Source organism: Celeribacter sp., from assembly GCF_048266405.1.
In the GTDB taxonomy this organism is placed as follows: domain Bacteria; phylum Pseudomonadota; class Alphaproteobacteria; order Rhodobacterales; family Rhodobacteraceae; genus Celeribacter.
The window spans coordinates 751,443-765,060 of sequence record NZ_JBLWZO010000001.1 but is presented as its reverse complement, the minus strand read 5'-3'; the positions used below and the strand labels follow the sequence as shown (position 1 = coordinate 765,060).

At 59.9% G+C, this 13,618-nt stretch carries 12 protein-coding genes; 5 read left to right on the top strand and 7 right to left on the bottom strand.

What is annotated here, in order from left to right; genetic code table 11:
* Positions 1–38: 38 nt before the first annotated feature.
* Positions 39–935, bottom strand: coding sequence for a LysR family transcriptional regulator (locus ACN0TS_RS03900; protein WP_417257992.1), 897 nt, complete (start codon positions 933–935; stop codon positions 39–41).
* Positions 936–1,080: 145 nt separating this feature from the next.
* On the opposite strand from ACN0TS_RS03900, the gene ACN0TS_RS03895 reads away from it, so the two are divergent.
* Both ACN0TS_RS03895 and fghA read left to right on the top strand, forming a co-directional pair.
* Positions 1,081–2,190 carry an S-(hydroxymethyl)glutathione dehydrogenase/class III alcohol dehydrogenase gene (locus ACN0TS_RS03895; RefSeq protein WP_417257991.1) on the top strand — a complete coding sequence of 370 codons (1,110 nt, stop codon included), beginning with the start codon at positions 1,081–1,083 and terminating at the stop codon, positions 2,188–2,190.
* 3 nt (positions 2,191–2,193) lie between these two features.
* Positions 2,194–3,039, top strand: a complete 846-nt coding sequence (gene fghA, locus ACN0TS_RS03890; protein ID WP_417257990.1) for an S-formylglutathione hydrolase — start codon at positions 2,194–2,196, stop codon at positions 3,037–3,039.
* Between the two features lie 87 nt (positions 3,040–3,126).
* Here fghA and ACN0TS_RS03885 read toward each other — a convergent pair whose 3' ends face one another.
* From ACN0TS_RS03885 to truA, 4 genes are all read right to left on the bottom strand, one after another.
* Complete coding sequence (locus ACN0TS_RS03885) at positions 3,127–3,384, bottom strand: hypothetical protein (protein ID WP_417257989.1); 258 nt, start codon at positions 3,382–3,384, stop codon at positions 3,127–3,129.
* A gap of 157 nt (positions 3,385–3,541) precedes the next feature.
* The gene (locus tag ACN0TS_RS03880) at positions 3,542–5,290 is read right to left on the bottom strand and encodes a sugar phosphorylase (protein WP_417257988.1); all 1,749 of its coding nucleotides are present in this window, start codon (positions 5,288–5,290) and stop codon (positions 3,542–3,544) included.
* A gap of 169 nt (positions 5,291–5,459) precedes the next feature.
* On the bottom strand, positions 5,460–5,609 hold the full coding sequence (locus ACN0TS_RS03875) for a hypothetical protein (RefSeq protein WP_417257987.1): 150 nt from the start codon (positions 5,607–5,609) through the stop codon (positions 5,460–5,462).
* 75 nt (positions 5,610–5,684) lie between these two features.
* The gene (gene truA / locus ACN0TS_RS03870; RefSeq protein WP_417257986.1) at positions 5,685–6,524 is read right to left on the bottom strand and encodes a tRNA pseudouridine(38-40) synthase TruA; all 840 of its coding nucleotides are present in this window, start codon (positions 6,522–6,524) and stop codon (positions 5,685–5,687) included.
* A 122-nt stretch (positions 6,525–6,646) separates the two neighbouring features.
* Here truA and ACN0TS_RS03865 point away from each other — a divergent pair, with 122 nt between their 5' ends.
* Both ACN0TS_RS03865 and ACN0TS_RS03860 read left to right on the top strand, forming a co-directional pair.
* Positions 6,647–8,062 carry a YcjX family protein gene (locus ACN0TS_RS03865; protein ID WP_417257985.1) on the top strand — a complete coding sequence of 472 codons (1,416 nt, stop codon included), beginning with the start codon at positions 6,647–6,649 and terminating at the stop codon, positions 8,060–8,062.
* Positions 8,059–9,072: a YcjF family protein gene (locus tag ACN0TS_RS03860; protein ID WP_417257984.1), complete on the top strand. Its 1,014-nt coding sequence runs from the start codon at positions 8,059–8,061 to the stop codon at positions 9,070–9,072. The genes ACN0TS_RS03865 and ACN0TS_RS03860 overlap by 4 nt, the downstream gene beginning before the upstream one ends.
* Positions 9,073–9,074: 2 nt before the next feature.
* Here ACN0TS_RS03860 and ACN0TS_RS03855 read toward each other — a convergent pair whose 3' ends face one another.
* Positions 9,075–9,494: a group III truncated hemoglobin gene (locus tag ACN0TS_RS03855; RefSeq protein WP_417257983.1), complete on the bottom strand. Its 420-nt coding sequence runs from the start codon at positions 9,492–9,494 to the stop codon at positions 9,075–9,077.
* Between the two features lie 253 nt (positions 9,495–9,747).
* Here ACN0TS_RS03855 and ileS point away from each other — a divergent pair, with 253 nt between their 5' ends.
* On the top strand, positions 9,748–12,705 hold the full coding sequence (ileS, locus tag ACN0TS_RS03850) for an isoleucine--tRNA ligase (protein WP_417257982.1): 2,958 nt from the start codon (positions 9,748–9,750) through the stop codon (positions 12,703–12,705).
* 185 nt (positions 12,706–12,890) lie between these two features.
* Here the strand turns inward: ileS and ACN0TS_RS03845 are convergent, their stop codons facing one another.
* Positions 12,891–13,586, bottom strand: a complete 696-nt coding sequence (locus tag ACN0TS_RS03845; RefSeq protein WP_417257981.1) for a CDP-alcohol phosphatidyltransferase family protein — start codon at positions 13,584–13,586, stop codon at positions 12,891–12,893.
* Positions 13,587–13,618 lie beyond the last annotated feature (32 nt).

Sequence of the window (13,618 nt, the reverse complement as noted above, 5' to 3'; positions counted from 1 at the left end):
GTGAGGGTCGTCGATGTGATTGCGTATTTCAATTTGGGCTATGGGCCTGAGAGTTGAGCGGCTGCGGCCATAAGGGCAGTGAGAGTCGGGGTTTGGCTGGCGCGGTGCGGGGCGGTGAGGCCGACTGTTGGGCCCGCCGCGCCTCCTTCGTGTTCTGGTACAATCGGGATAATCCGCAGGTCATTGCCTGTGCTTAAAAACGCGGCCAAATCGCGCGACAGAACCGTGACCCAACCCGTCTCTTGAACCATGCGGGCCAGAACGACTGTGGAGTTTGCGTCAAGGCGCACATCAGGGGTAACGCCTGCCTCTTGCAGGTGGCCATTGATGATCCTGCGGTTTTGCATGTCGGGGGTCAGCAGGCACATCGGCTGTCCCTCGAAATCGGCCCACGTCATCGAGGCTCGGGTGGCAAGGGCTGTGTCCGCACGGGTCAGCGCCACGGGCGTTTCGGTATAGAGCGCCTGCGTGACAACGTCGCCAAGCGGCTCTGTGTCAATATAGGTTAGGCTCGCGTCGATCTCATGCGCGTCCATCATCGTCAGGATTTCCGCCGAGGTTCGCGACAAAATGGTGAAGCGCACATTGGGGTGGTGCTTGCGCATCTGCGCGGCCAGACGGGCGGCCCATGTGAGCGCGGAGGGGATGACGGCGAGGCGGATTTGCCCTGTCAGCTCCACACCCGTGCCGTGCATTTCATCGCATAATTGACGCGTATCGGCGGCGATGCGTTGTGCCCAATGCAGGGCGCGTTTGCCCTCGGGCGTCAATCCGCCAAAGCGTGATCCGCGCAAGATCAAGGTGACGCCAAGCTGTTCTTCGAGGTGTTTGATGCCGCTGGAAAGTGTTGGCTGCGTGATGCCAAGGGAGGTCGCCGCGCGTCCGAAATGACCCTCGCGCGCCACAGCAATGAACATTTCCAACTTGTCGATCACGTTCAGATTTCCTGATTGATTACCTCCTAATTGATAGATTAAACCTAATGAAAAGAAAAGCTGGCACGGTAGTGTTTTTCGTGTCGGACTTTTGTCTGCTTTCTGTCGGACCCCTGTCTGGCTTGCAATGATTTGGAGAACCATCATGAAGACTCGCGCCGCCGTCGCATTCGAAGCAAACAAACCCCTCGAAATTGTCGAGATCGATCTCGAAGGCCCGAAGGAGGGCGAGGTTCTGATCGAGGTTATGGCCACTGGCATTTGCCACACCGACGCCTATACGCTCGACGGTCTGGATAGTGAGGGGATTTTTCCGTCGGTTCTCGGCCATGAGGGCGCGGGCATTGTGCGGGCCGTGGGCGCGGGCGTGAAATCTGTCAAACCCGACGACCACGTGATCCCGCTCTACACCCCTGAATGCCGCCAGTGTAAATCGTGCCTGTCGGGGAAAACCAACCTGTGTACCGCGATCCGTGCGACGCAGGGCAAGGGCGTGATGCCCGATGGCACCTCGCGCATGAGCTATAAGGGCGAGACGATTTATCACTACATGGGCTGTTCCACATTCTCGAACTTCATCGTGGTGCCCGAGATTGCCGTGGCCAAGATCCGCGAAGATGCGCCCTTTGATAAGGCCTGCTACATCGGCTGTGGCGTGACCACGGGTGTCGGCGCAATCACCAATACGGCCAAGGTTGAGCCTGGCGCGAATGTCATCGTGTTCGGGCTCGGCGGTATCGGCCTCAACGTGCTGCAAGGCGCGCGGATGGTTGGCGCGGACAAGATCATCGGTGTTGATTTGAATAACGATAAAAAGGCATGGGGCGAGCGGTTCGGCATGACCCATTTCGTCAACCCCACCGAGATTGACGGCGACATCGTAGAACACCTCGTGGCGCTGACCGATGGCGGTGCGGATTACACGTTTGATTGCACGGGCAACACCACCGTGATGCGTCAGGCCTTGGAAGCCTGTCACCGTGGCTGGGGCGTGTCCACCGTGATCGGCGTGGCCGAAGCGGGCAAGGAAATCTCCACCCGTCCGTTCCAACTGGTCACGGGGCGCGTCTGGCAGGGCACGGCATTCGGCGGCGCGAAAGGACGCACAGATGTGCCGAAGATCGTGGACTGGTACATGAACGGCAAGATCGAGATTGATCCGATGATCACCCATGTGTTGTCTTTGGAAGAGATCAATAAGGGTTTTGATTTGATGCATGCGGGTGAAAGCATCCGTTCTGTTGTGGTATTTTGATCCATGCCGATTGAAACCGTATCAACAAACCGCAGTCACGGCGGCACGCAGGGCGTCTACACCCATGCCTCCTCTGCGACGGGGACGGACATGGAGTTTTCCGTCTTTGTGCCTGATCACGCGGACGGGGAAAAACTGCCCGTGGTGATCTACCTGTCGGGTCTGACCTGTTCGCAAGCCAATGTGACCGAAAAGGGCGAGTATCGCCGTGCCTGTGCCGAACTTGGCCTGATCTTTGTCGCGCCTGACACCTCGCCGCGTGGCGAGGGTGTGCCGGATGACGCGGAGGGGGCCTATGATTTCGGCCTTGGCGCGGGCTTCTATGTCAACGCGACCGAGGCGCCGTTTGATCAGCACTACAAGATGCGCGATTACATCGAGCGCGAATTGCCTGATCTCATCGGGACTGAATTTCCCGCCGACATGAGCCGCGTGTCAATCATGGGGCATTCCATGGGCGGGCATGGGGCTTTGACCATCGCGCTGCGCAATCCCGAACGGTTCAAGGCCGTGTCGGCCTTTGCCCCTATCGTGTCGCCGCTCAATTGCCCGTGGGGTGAAAAGGCTCTGACGGGATATATCGGCGCGGATCGTGGGGCGTGGCGGGCCTATGATGCCTGTGCCTTGATCGAGGACGGGGCGCGGGTCGCGGATATTCTGGTGGACCAAGGAACGGCAGATACCTTCCTTGAGAGTCAGCTCAAACCGGAGTTGCTTGTGGAGGCCTGTGCCAAGGCGGATCAACCGCTCACCCTGCGGATGCAGGAGGGCTATGACCATTCCTATTACTTCATCTCGTCGTTTATGGCCGATCATCTGGAATGGCACGCGGTGCGGCTTGGGGCGTAACGCCGCGCACATTTAAAACGTAAAAAAAGCCCGCGTCGTTGGATCGCGGGCTTTTCTGGTTTTTAAAACCATAGTCGAATGGGGTCTTTATTTGCGGACCGCTTTCTTGATGTGCTCCATGATCTCGTCGTCGACTTTGACGGGCTTGGGCTTATCACCGAGCATGATGATGTCGAAAGCAATCGCTTCCGTTTTGAAGTGTTTCGGGTCTTGGCAAAAATATTGACCAAAGCCCACGATGAGGGTCTCGCCGGGTGGGCAGGGGCTTTCCAACTGAGCCTGCGCTGCTGTTGGCAGGTATGCAGCTGCGGTCAGGGTTAGTAGGGCGATCAATTTGGTTTTCATATCTTTGGACTCACTTTGTCATTTGGTCCCCATGGGAGAAACACGCCCCGCACCGTCTACGTGTGGGGTGGCGTGCGTGTGAGAGTGCACGGCCAAGACAGTGTGGCCAACTACCATACGGTAGTGGCGCCGCGATTTGTATGCGGCAGCTATAGATTTACGGACGGTTTGAAATCCAGCGGCATTGATAGGGCGCAAAGTGAAGCGATGGGGCGGCGGCGTCGATCCGTTGTCCTGTCAGAATGTCCCACCATGCCTCACCGTCAATGAGATTGATTGAGGTGAGCGGCACGTCAACGGCGCGGTCGGTGACGTTGTGCATGGCAAAGATCGACTGGCTGCGGTCGCGCGATTGTCGCCATACCCCGAAAATGTCATCGCCAAGCTGCATGGTGAATTGCGTGGCGTTGGGGTTGAAGGGGCTGTGCGCGGTGCGGATCGCGATGCGTTCCTTGAGCGCGTTGAGTGTGCGGGCGTGGATGGTGGTGTCATCTTCCAAGAGTTCGCGCAGCTGCGGGTAGTCCCAGCGATGGCGGTTGATGGCGCGGTTCACCTCGGTTTTGGCGACTCCCTCGTGATCGTTTGGCGTGCCCAACAGCGAGTGGATGTAGAAGGCGGGAACCCCTTCGAGCGCCATGACGATGGTTTGCGAGCAGATAAACCGGTCGAACTGAAGCGCATCCTCGCCGCCCGCGATGGTGCCTTTGCAAGCGTCGAAAAAGGTGATGTTCATTTCATAGGGTTTTTGCGAACCGTCGGGCAGGGCGCGCATGGAAACCAACCCGCCGAACTCCGTGACCGCGCCGATCATTTCGCCAAGCTCCTCGCCCGAGAGCAGTCCTTCGGCTCCGCGCACACCGATCCCGTCATGGGAGGCGGAGAAATTGAGATAGGCGCAGCCGTGTTGCGCGGGGGGCATTCGCATGAGCCAGTGGTTGAGGTGGCGGGCCGATCCCGACAACAGCGCGTGCAGCAAGAGCGGCGGCAGCGAGAAGTTGTAGATCATATGGGCTTCGTTGCGGTTGCCGAAATAGCTGAGGTTCTCGGCATTGGGCACATTGGTCTCGGTGATCAGAACCACGGGGTCGATGGCGTAGTCACACAGCAGCCGCATGAGGCGGACGATGGCGTGGGTTTCGGGCAGGTGGACGCAGGAGGTGCCAAGCTCTTTCCAGATGAACGCCACCGCATCAAGGCGGATGATCTGCACTCCGTGGTCTATGTGCAGCCGCATGATCCGCAGGAATTCGAGCAAGACTTCGGGGTTGTGAAAATCGACATCGACCTGATCATGGCTGAAGGTGCACCAGACATGTTTGGTCCCGTTGGCGGTCTCCACCTCGCGCAGCAGCGGCGCGGTGCGCGGACGCACCACGGTGCTGAGATCATCGCTGGGGGAGGCTTCGACGAAGAAACGGTCAAAGGGTTCGCGCCCTTGCAGGTAGTCGGTGAACCAGTGCGACAGGGAGGACACGTGGTTGAGGACCAGATCGGACATCAGGCGGAACTCGCCCGAAATGCGCTCGATATCTTCCCAATCGCCCAAGGCGCTGTTGACCTGTCGGTAGTCCGTCACCGCAAAGCCGTCGTCGGAGGTGAAGGGAAAGAACGGCAGGATATGCACCCCGTTGATCGTGTCCTTGAGGTAGCGGCGCAAAAAGTCGTGCAACAGATCGAGCGGTTTGTGTTTGCCGTCCTGCACCGAATTTCCGTAGGTGATGACCACGCTGTCTTTTTCCGACCACAGCGATTGCCCTGGCGCGCGGGCGCGGGTTCGCATTTGCGTTCCCTCGGGCCAGAAGGCGGCGATGATTTCATCGCGCAGCGCGGCGCTGGGGCAGTCGGGATAGATTTGGGTCAGCAGCGCCTCAAGGCGGCGGCTCAGTTGGACAGGTAGGGTGGACATATGTCGGGCCACATGGGGTTAGGAGCGTTCACATCAGTGAAGCAAACCACGCCCCCCGCGACAACGCACAGCACGGCGACATCATACAAAACGCCCCGCAATCAGCGAGGCGCGTGTCAAAGTGATGAAATTTGAGGCAGATTGCCTAACCGCTGAGGCGTGTCGCCTCTTAGGCGTGATCCCCCGCGGCTGTGTCAACGAGCCAGCCGCCTGGTCCGGCGATGCGATCAGGAAGGGTGACAATCATGACTTCGCGAAGGGCGACCACCGTCATTGCAGCCATTGCAATTTGATCGAAGCTAAGCGTGGTGAAGGTCATGTCGTGTCTCCCGTTTGGTGTTGATTCCTTTTTGCTGTTCAATTTGGGCACAAATGGGGCAACCGTGGGACGGGTTCACGGCGAACCGTTCAATTTAGAGTTGTCGGCCTGCCGTGGTGGCACAACATCCTCTTGGTTGCCTTTGTTCACGCCGAGCGGATCGGTCGGATAGCCAACGCCCATCAGGTAGAGACCATAGGGTGGGCAAACGGGACCACAGGCCGCGCGGTCGCGGGCCTCAAGGGCGGCGGTCACGTCGTCGGGCGTCCAGCGACCTGCGCCAACCCGCTCAAGCGTGCCGACGAAGGAGCGCACTTGGTTGTGCAGAAAGCTGCGGGCGCGGAAATAGAGGCGGATCTCTTGCCCATAGGGGGAGTCAAAGGCCTCGACCCGTGCTTCATCAAGCGTCTTTACGGGGCTTTGAGCTTGGCACATGGTCGAGCGGAAGGTGGTGAAGTCGTGATGGCCCACCAGACGGTCGGCCCCCAGTTGCATTGCCTCAGGATCGATGCCGTGTTTGACGTGCCATGCCAGACCTGCGTCATGGACCAAGGGGGCACGGCGCGAAATCATGCGGAACATGTAGCGTCGCTCGATGGCGGAGAAACGGGCATGCCAGTCGTCCTCGACACGCACGGCCTTGACGATGGCGACGGGTTTGGGCTTGAGGTGTTGGTTGATCGCCGCAGCAAGGCTGAACGGGTCCCATTCCTTGACCATATCGCAATGGGCAACCTGACCCATGGCATGAACACCCGTATCGGTGCGCCCTGCCGCGCCGATGGTCGGGCAATCGGGTTCAAGCACACGCAGCGCCTCTTCGATGCTTTGCTGCACCGAAGGGTGTTCTTTTTGACGTTGCCACCCTGAAAAGGGCGCGCCGTTATATTCGATGAGAAGGGCATATCTGGGCATATGCGTGCTTTAACGCGCTGTGCGGGAATGGTCTAGACCGTGGCGGCGCTTTGCATGGCCCCTTTGCATGGGCTCTCCGCGCTCCTATGTTAAGGGGTGACAAACGGTGGAAGGGCAAGGCCTTGATCATAAACGATATCGCGGATCGCATCCTGCGCAGTGTGGAAACGGTGCAGGACGGTGTGAATGAGGCTCTGTTCGAACCTGTGATCCGTTTGGGTGTTACGGGATTGAGCCGTGCGGGCAAGACGGTGTTTATCACTTCGCTTGTGGCCAACCTGCTCAATCGCGGGCGGATGCCGCAACTGGGCGGGTCGGCGGCGATTACGGCCGCCTATCTGCAACCGCAGCCCGACGATACGGTGCCACGGTTTGAATATGAGGCGCATCTGGCCGCCCTGACCGCGCCCGAGCCGCATTGGCCCGAAAGCACGCGGGCGGTGTCGGAACTGCGCCTGTCGTTCAAGGTGCAGCCCACAGGGTTATTGGGCTCCTTTTCGGGGCCGCGCACCGTGCATCTAGATATTGTCGACTATCCGGGGGAGTGGCTTTTGGATCTGTCGATGATGGACAAAAGCTATGCCGAATGGTCGGCGGAAGCCTTGGCTGCCGCACAGGCCCGTCCCGAGGGGGCGGCGTTTGTGGATGCTTTGGCAGGTGTGGATGCGCAGGCCAAACATGATGAACCAATGGCCAAGGCCTTGGCCGATCCCTTTGCCGCCTACCTTAAATCAGCCCGCGCGGCAGGGTATTCCGATTGCACGCCAGGGCGGTTCTTGCTGCCCGGTGAAATGGCGGGATCGCCCGTGTTGACCTTCGCGCCCCTGCCACAGACGCAGGGCGGGCGCGGGTCTCTGACGCGAGAATTCGAGCGGCGTTTCGAGGCCTATAAACGCGAGGTCGTAAAGCCGTTTTTCCGTGACCACTTTGCCAAGATCGACCGCCAAGTGGTGCTTGTCGATGCGCTGGGCGCGATCCATGCGGGGCCGAAAGCCGTTGAGGACTTGCGCCGCACCATGTCGGAGATACTCGGCGCTTTCCGTCCGGGACGGGTGGGGCGGTTGTTGTCGCTCTTGGGGCAAAAGAAGGTGGAGAAAATCCTGTTTGCGGCGACCAAGGCCGACCACATTCACCACAGTCAGCACCCGCGTTTGACGGCGATTATGGAGGCGCTTGTGCGCGAGGCGCGTGATCGTGCGGATTATTCGGGTGCTGCGACATCCGCCATGTCCATCGCAGCGTTGCGCGCCACCGTCGAGGAAACCCGCGAACATGACGGGCAGACCTTGGACCTTGTGCGCGGGCGTGTGTCGGACGGGCAGGGCGGCAGCAAACAGGCGGCGTTCTATGTGGGCGAATTGCCCGAAGACCCCGCGCATATTCTCGCACCTGCCCGCAAGGGGGAGGAGGCGTGGCTTGACGGATCGTATGAGGTGATGGCGTTCTTGCCTGCTCCGTTGACGTTGCGCCCTCATGAGGGGCCGCCCCACATTCGTCTCGATCGCGCGGCGGATTTTCTGATCGGAGATAAGCTATGAGCGACAAAAAACGCAGCGGTCCCGTGTTGATCGAGCTTGAGGATGCGCCCGAGATGACGCCCGCAAGCGCCGATCCCGTGCCCGATCTGGTGCCCCTGCGCAGCCCGTCTGCGATGGAGCGCGTGGCGGTGATCGCCGCGAAAAAGCCGAGTGCACTGGCACGGTGGTTCTGGCGGCTGTTGGGCACTTTGTTTGTGTTTGTTCTGACGCTCAGTGCCTATGATTTCGTGGCAGGGCTGATCGCCCGCAATCCGGTCCTTGGCTATGCCGCGCTTGGCCTGACGGGGGCGTTTATCGCTGTGCTGCTTGCCATCGCGATTAAGGAGCTGTCGGCCTTTGCCCGTCTCAAACGCATTGATACGCTGCATAAAGAGGCCGATACGGCGATTGCCAATTCGGATGTGACCGCAGCGCGGGCGGTGACGGCGAAATTGCTCGACGTTTATAAAGCCCGCGATGAGTTGGCGTGGGGACGCGAGCGGTTTGCCGAACGCGAGTCAGAGGTGTTTGACGCGGATGGCGTGTTGCATCTGGCCGAGCGCGAATTGCTTGCCCCGCTGGATGCGGCCGCGCGTCGCGAGGTTGAAGGGGCCGCACGCCAAGTGGCCACGGTTACGGCCTTGGTCCCGCTTGCCCTTGCCGATGTCTTTGCCGCGCTCACGGCCAACTTGCGGATGATCCGCCGCATTGCGGAAATTTACGGCGGGCGTTCGGGCACGCTTGGCTCATGGCGGGTGACGAAAACCGTACTGACGCATCTGGTCGCCACGGGTGCGGTGGCGGTGGGCGATGATCTCATCGGGACCATGGCGGGGGGCGGCGTGATGGCCAAGGTGTCGCGCAGGTTCGGCGAGGGCGTCGTCAATGGCGCATTGACCGCCCGCGTTGGCGTGGCCGCGATGGAGGTCTGTCGGCCCTTGCCCTATTTGCGCGAGACGAAGCCTTCGGTTTCAAGCCTTGTCAAACGGGCTTTGACGGGGTTGTTTTCCAAAGGCGACGAGGCGCAGTAGCATCAGAACAGGCTTGGTGGTGCGTCGGGCGCTTGGTCGCGCTGGGCCACGCCCATGCGCAAGGCCCGCCCGATACGGTGTGCCAAGGCCGACCATTTCATCGCGGTGTCTGCGTCGAGTTCACGGGTCAAGACCTCGTCAAACAGCCCGAGCCAGATGGCGAAATGCGCCTCCTTGACCTCATTTGCGGCCATGTGGGCGCGTTGCGGCGAGCCGTCATAGACCCGCTCGTGGCGGATCGCATTGCGCCAGAACCGCCCGATCTTTGCCTCATGCTCCGGCCAGTTTTCCACATGCGCCCCGAACACGGGGCCAAGCACCTCATGGGCGCGGACGCGGGCATAAAAGCGCGTCACGACACGATCGATGTCGGCGGGCGAGATGTCGAATTTTGGCGGTAGGGCGGAGCGTGCGTTGGTCATCTGTCATTCCTCGTTATACGGTCGGAAGGTGACGCGAAAGACGTTGCTGCGCAATGCGGCAAGTGGTCTTGCCCCTGTGCCATTGGCTGCCTATAACGGGCGCATGAATTTCATGGCTATCGCAATTATACGAATTACAAGCCCGGCGCTCTGAGACCTCGTGATCCTTTGAGCCGCCGGGACAAGGCGCTTGGGTTGACCCGCGCCGCCCTATGAGCCTTAGCCATTCTCCCTTTTCAAGGACCGATCAGATATGTGTTCCGATGCGACCACTCCCGCCGATAACGGGCCCGACTACAAAGCCACTTTGAACCTGCCAAAAACCGATTTCCCGATGCGTGCGGGTCTGCCCAAACGCGAGCCCGACTGGCTCAAACGGTGGGAAGAGATCGGTGTTTATGACCGCCTGCGCGAGAGCGGCAAGGCCGAGGGGCGCACCCCGTTCGTGCTGCACGATGGCCCGCCCTATGCCAACGGTCATTTGCACATCGGTCACGCGCTCAACAAAACGATCAAAGACATCATCGTGCGCTCGCATCAGATGATGGGGTTTGATGCCCGTTATGTTCCCGGTTGGGATTGTCACGGTCTGCCGATTGAGTGGAAGATCGAGGAGAAATACCGCCAGAAGGGCAAGAACAAAGACGACGTTCCCGTCATTGATTTCCGCCAAGAGTGCCGCGCCTTTGCGGCCGAGTGGGTTGACGTGCAACGCGCCGAGTTCAAACGTCTGGGTATCACCGGCAAGTGGGACGATCCCTACCTGACGATGGATTATCACGCCGAGGCTGTGATTGCCGACGAGTTCATGAAGTTCCTGATGAACGGCACGCTCTATCAAGGCTCCAAGCCCGTGATGTGGTCGCCCGTCGAAAAGACCGCGCTGGCCGAGGCCGAGATCGAATACCACGATCACAAGTCGCACACGATCTGGGTGCCCTTTGCGGTCAAGTTCGCGGACGACTTCCCCGATACAGACGTGTGCATGACCACCGATCTGTTGTCGGCGCGGGTTGTGATCTGGACCACAACGCCGTGGACAATCCCGTCGAACAAGGCTGTCGCGTTCAACCCGAAGATTGCCTATGGCCTTTACCGCGTGGATGCCACCGAAGAAGAAAGCTGGACCAAGCCGGGTGACTTGTATCTCTTTGCTGATGCTCTGGCCGAAGATGCCTTGGGCAAATCGCGCGTCACCGAGTTTACCCGTGTGCGCGATGTGAATGCTGACGAGCTTGGCGGTTTGACGCTGTCCCACCCGTTTGCGGGTCTTGAGGGCGCGGATGGGTTCTGGGACTACGATGTGCCGATGATCGACGGCGACCACGTCACCGCAGATGCAGGGACGGGGTTTGTCCACACCGCGCCAAGCCACGGGGCCGACGACTATGAGTGCTTCGTCAAGCGCAACTGGCTCGACCGGATGACGCACAACGTGGGCGAGGACAGTGAGTTCCTACCGCATGTGCCGTTCTTTGCCGATCTGCGTGTGATTGATCACAAGGGCAAAGAGGGCAAGGCCAACACGGCTGTGATTGCCAAGCTCGTTGAAGCGGGCGGGATCATTGCCCGTGGGCGCGTGACCCACTCCTATCCGCATTCATGGCGTTCCAAAGCGCCGGTGATTTTCCGCAACACGCCGCAGTGGTTTGCATCGGTAGATCGCAAGATCGACGACGGCATGGGCACCTATGGCGACACCATCCGCACCCGCGCGCTGCGTTCCATTGACGAGTTGGTCAAATGGTATCCGCAGTCGGGGCGCAACCGTCTGTATTCGATGATCGAGAGCCGCCCTGATTGGGTGCTGTCGCGTCAACGGGCATGGGGTGTGCCGCTCACCTGCTTCACCAAGAAAGGCCTGATCCCGACGGACGAGGGCTTCTTGTTGAAAAACGACGACGTGAACGCGCGGATCAAGGCCGAGTTCGAGGAAAAGGGTGCAGACGTCTGGTATGAGGATGGCTTCAAGGAGCGCGTTCTCGACGGGATCGTGGACCCTGCCGACTATGAGCAGGTCTTTGACGTGCTTGACGTGTGGTTTGACTCTGGGTCGACCCACGCCTTTGTGCTGCGCGACCGCGAAGATGGCGCTCCTGATGGCATCGCTGATGTGTATCTCGAAGGCACCGACCAACACCGCGGATGGTTCCATTCGTCGCTGTTGCAGGCTTGTGGCACCAAGGGCCGTGCGCCCTATAAGAACGTGATCACCCACGGGATGACGCTCGATGAAAAGGGCCTCAAGATGTCCAAGTCCATCGGCAACACCATCGCGCCCGAGCAGATCATCAAGCAATACGGGGCCGACATTGCCCGCCTTTGGGTGGCGCAGTCCGACTATATGAACGACCAGCGCATCGGGCCGGAAATCCTCAAAGGGGTTGCTGACAGCTACCGTCGTTTGCGCAACACCATGCGCTACATGCTTGGCTCACTGGCCGATTTCACCGAGGCCGATCGTGTTGATGTGGCGGATATGCCCGAGCTTGAACGTTGGGTTCTGCACCGTTTGGCCGAACTGGATGAACAGGTGCGGGACGGCTATACCAATTTCGATTTCAACAGTGTGTGGACGGCTGTGTTCAACTTCGCCACCGTTGATCTCTCGGCCTTCTATTTCGACATTCGCAAAGACGCGCTCTATTGCGATGGCGACACCGCGCGGCGTCGTGCGGCGCGGACGGTTCTCGATATCCTCTATCATCGCCTCACGCGGTGGTTGGCTCCGATCCTGACCTTTACGATGGAAGAGGTCTGGCTCGAACGGTTCGACGGCAAAGACGCCTCGATCCACTTGGAGGATTTTGTCGAAACGCCAAGCGACTGGAAAGACGAGGCACTGGCTGCGAAATGGGCGGCGATCCGCAAGACCCGTCGCGTGGTCACCGCCGCGCTTGAAATCCAACGCCAAGACAAGGTGATCGGCGCGTCTTTGGAAGCCGCTCCCGTGGTGCATGTGGACGATGCTGATGTGCGTGCTCTGTTGGCGACCGTGGATTTCGACGATCTGTGCATCACCTCTGCGATCAGCGTGACGGGCGATCCCGCCCCTGCGGAGGCCTTCCGTATGCCTGAGAGCGAAGGCGTTGCGGTGGTGTTCGAGAAAGCAGACGGCGAGAAGTGCCAACGCTGTTGGAAAATCCTGCCCGATGTCGGCACACACAGTCACGCGGGGGTCTGCGGACGTTGCGACGAGGCGTTGAGCTAACGCCCTGCCGACTATGTGAGAACAAGCAAAGGGCGCCGTCGTGGCGCCCTTTTTGTGTCTTAGTTGGTCTTCGCTGACCGCGCACCTAAGCTAGGCGCGGGATGCTGCCTAAACCGCGGTTGGAATGATCAGGTTTTGTAGGGCGCATGGGCATTGGTCGCTGCGGCGATTTTCCGTCGCTATGGTCAATCTTTGCGTTCAAAAATCTGCTGCGCGATCCCTGCGCCGAGCAGGTAAACGGAGCTGAGGGTCAGTGCGATTGTAAGGCCTGTGGTGTGGGTGCCCGCCATAATGATGGCCGCCGCTCCGGTCCAGATGATCGCAACGGGCAGGGTGATCTTGCGCCACCGCGCGGTGCGCACGGGATGGACAAACCGCAGCGGCAGGAACATCGCGGGGGTCAGCAAGACGATCGTTGCGACCATCACCCACGGCGCGGGCTCCAGCGCGAGAAAGACAAGAACAACCATCGACCATGCGCCGGGGAATCCCTCGAACGAGCCGTCCGAGGTTTTCATCCGTGTATCTGCGAAATAGAGCGCGGAGGCGGGGGTGACGATGAGGGCTACGAGCCATCCGGTCCACCCCGCCAAGAGGCCCGATTGGAACAGGGCAAAGATCGGAATGAACACCCATGTGAGAAAGTCGATCACCAGATCGAGGATCACGCCATCAATGCGGCCTGCGTGGGTTTTGACATCAAAGCGCCGCGCCAAGGGGCCATCTATGCCATCCACGATCATGGAGGCGAGGAGCCACAGGAACATGGCTTTCCACTGTTCTTGGGCGGCGGAAAACAGCGCCAACATGGCGAGGGTTGCCCCTGTCGCGGTAAGGGCATGGACGCTGTAGGCGTTTCGGCTGTGCGCAGAGTGTGTCATGTTCCCTGTGATGAGCGATGCGGGGCTGTGTT

What these genes read in the sequence shown, in the direction of transcription:
- ileS (WP_417257982.1), top strand. Translation starts at nt 9,748, where the DNA reads ATGTGTTCCGATGCGACCACTCCCGCCGATAACGGGCCCGACTACAAA.
- ACN0TS_RS03885 (WP_417257989.1), bottom strand. Translation starts at nt 3,384, where the DNA reads ATGAAAACCAAATTGATCGCCCTACTAACCCTGACCGCAGCTGCATAC.
- ACN0TS_RS03855 (WP_417257983.1), bottom strand. Translation starts at nt 9,494, where the DNA reads ATGACCAACGCACGCTCCGCCCTACCGCCAAAATTCGACATCTCGCCC.
- fghA (WP_417257990.1), top strand. Translation starts at nt 2,194, where the DNA reads ATGCCGATTGAAACCGTATCAACAAACCGCAGTCACGGCGGCACGCAG.
- ACN0TS_RS03880 (WP_417257988.1), bottom strand. Translation starts at nt 5,290, where the DNA reads ATGTCCACCCTACCTGTCCAACTGAGCCGCCGCCTTGAGGCGCTGCTG.
- ACN0TS_RS03845 (WP_417257981.1), bottom strand. Translation starts at nt 13,586, where the DNA reads ATGACACACTCTGCGCACAGCCGAAACGCCTACAGCGTCCATGCCCTT.
- truA (WP_417257986.1), bottom strand. Translation starts at nt 6,524, where the DNA reads ATGCCCAGATATGCCCTTCTCATCGAATATAACGGCGCGCCCTTTTCA.
- ACN0TS_RS03875 (WP_417257987.1), bottom strand. Translation starts at nt 5,609, where the DNA reads ATGACCTTCACCACGCTTAGCTTCGATCAAATTGCAATGGCTGCAATG.
- ACN0TS_RS03895 (WP_417257991.1), top strand. Translation starts at nt 1,081, where the DNA reads ATGAAGACTCGCGCCGCCGTCGCATTCGAAGCAAACAAACCCCTCGAA.
- ACN0TS_RS03860 (WP_417257984.1), top strand. Translation starts at nt 8,059, where the DNA reads ATGAGCGACAAAAAACGCAGCGGTCCCGTGTTGATCGAGCTTGAGGAT.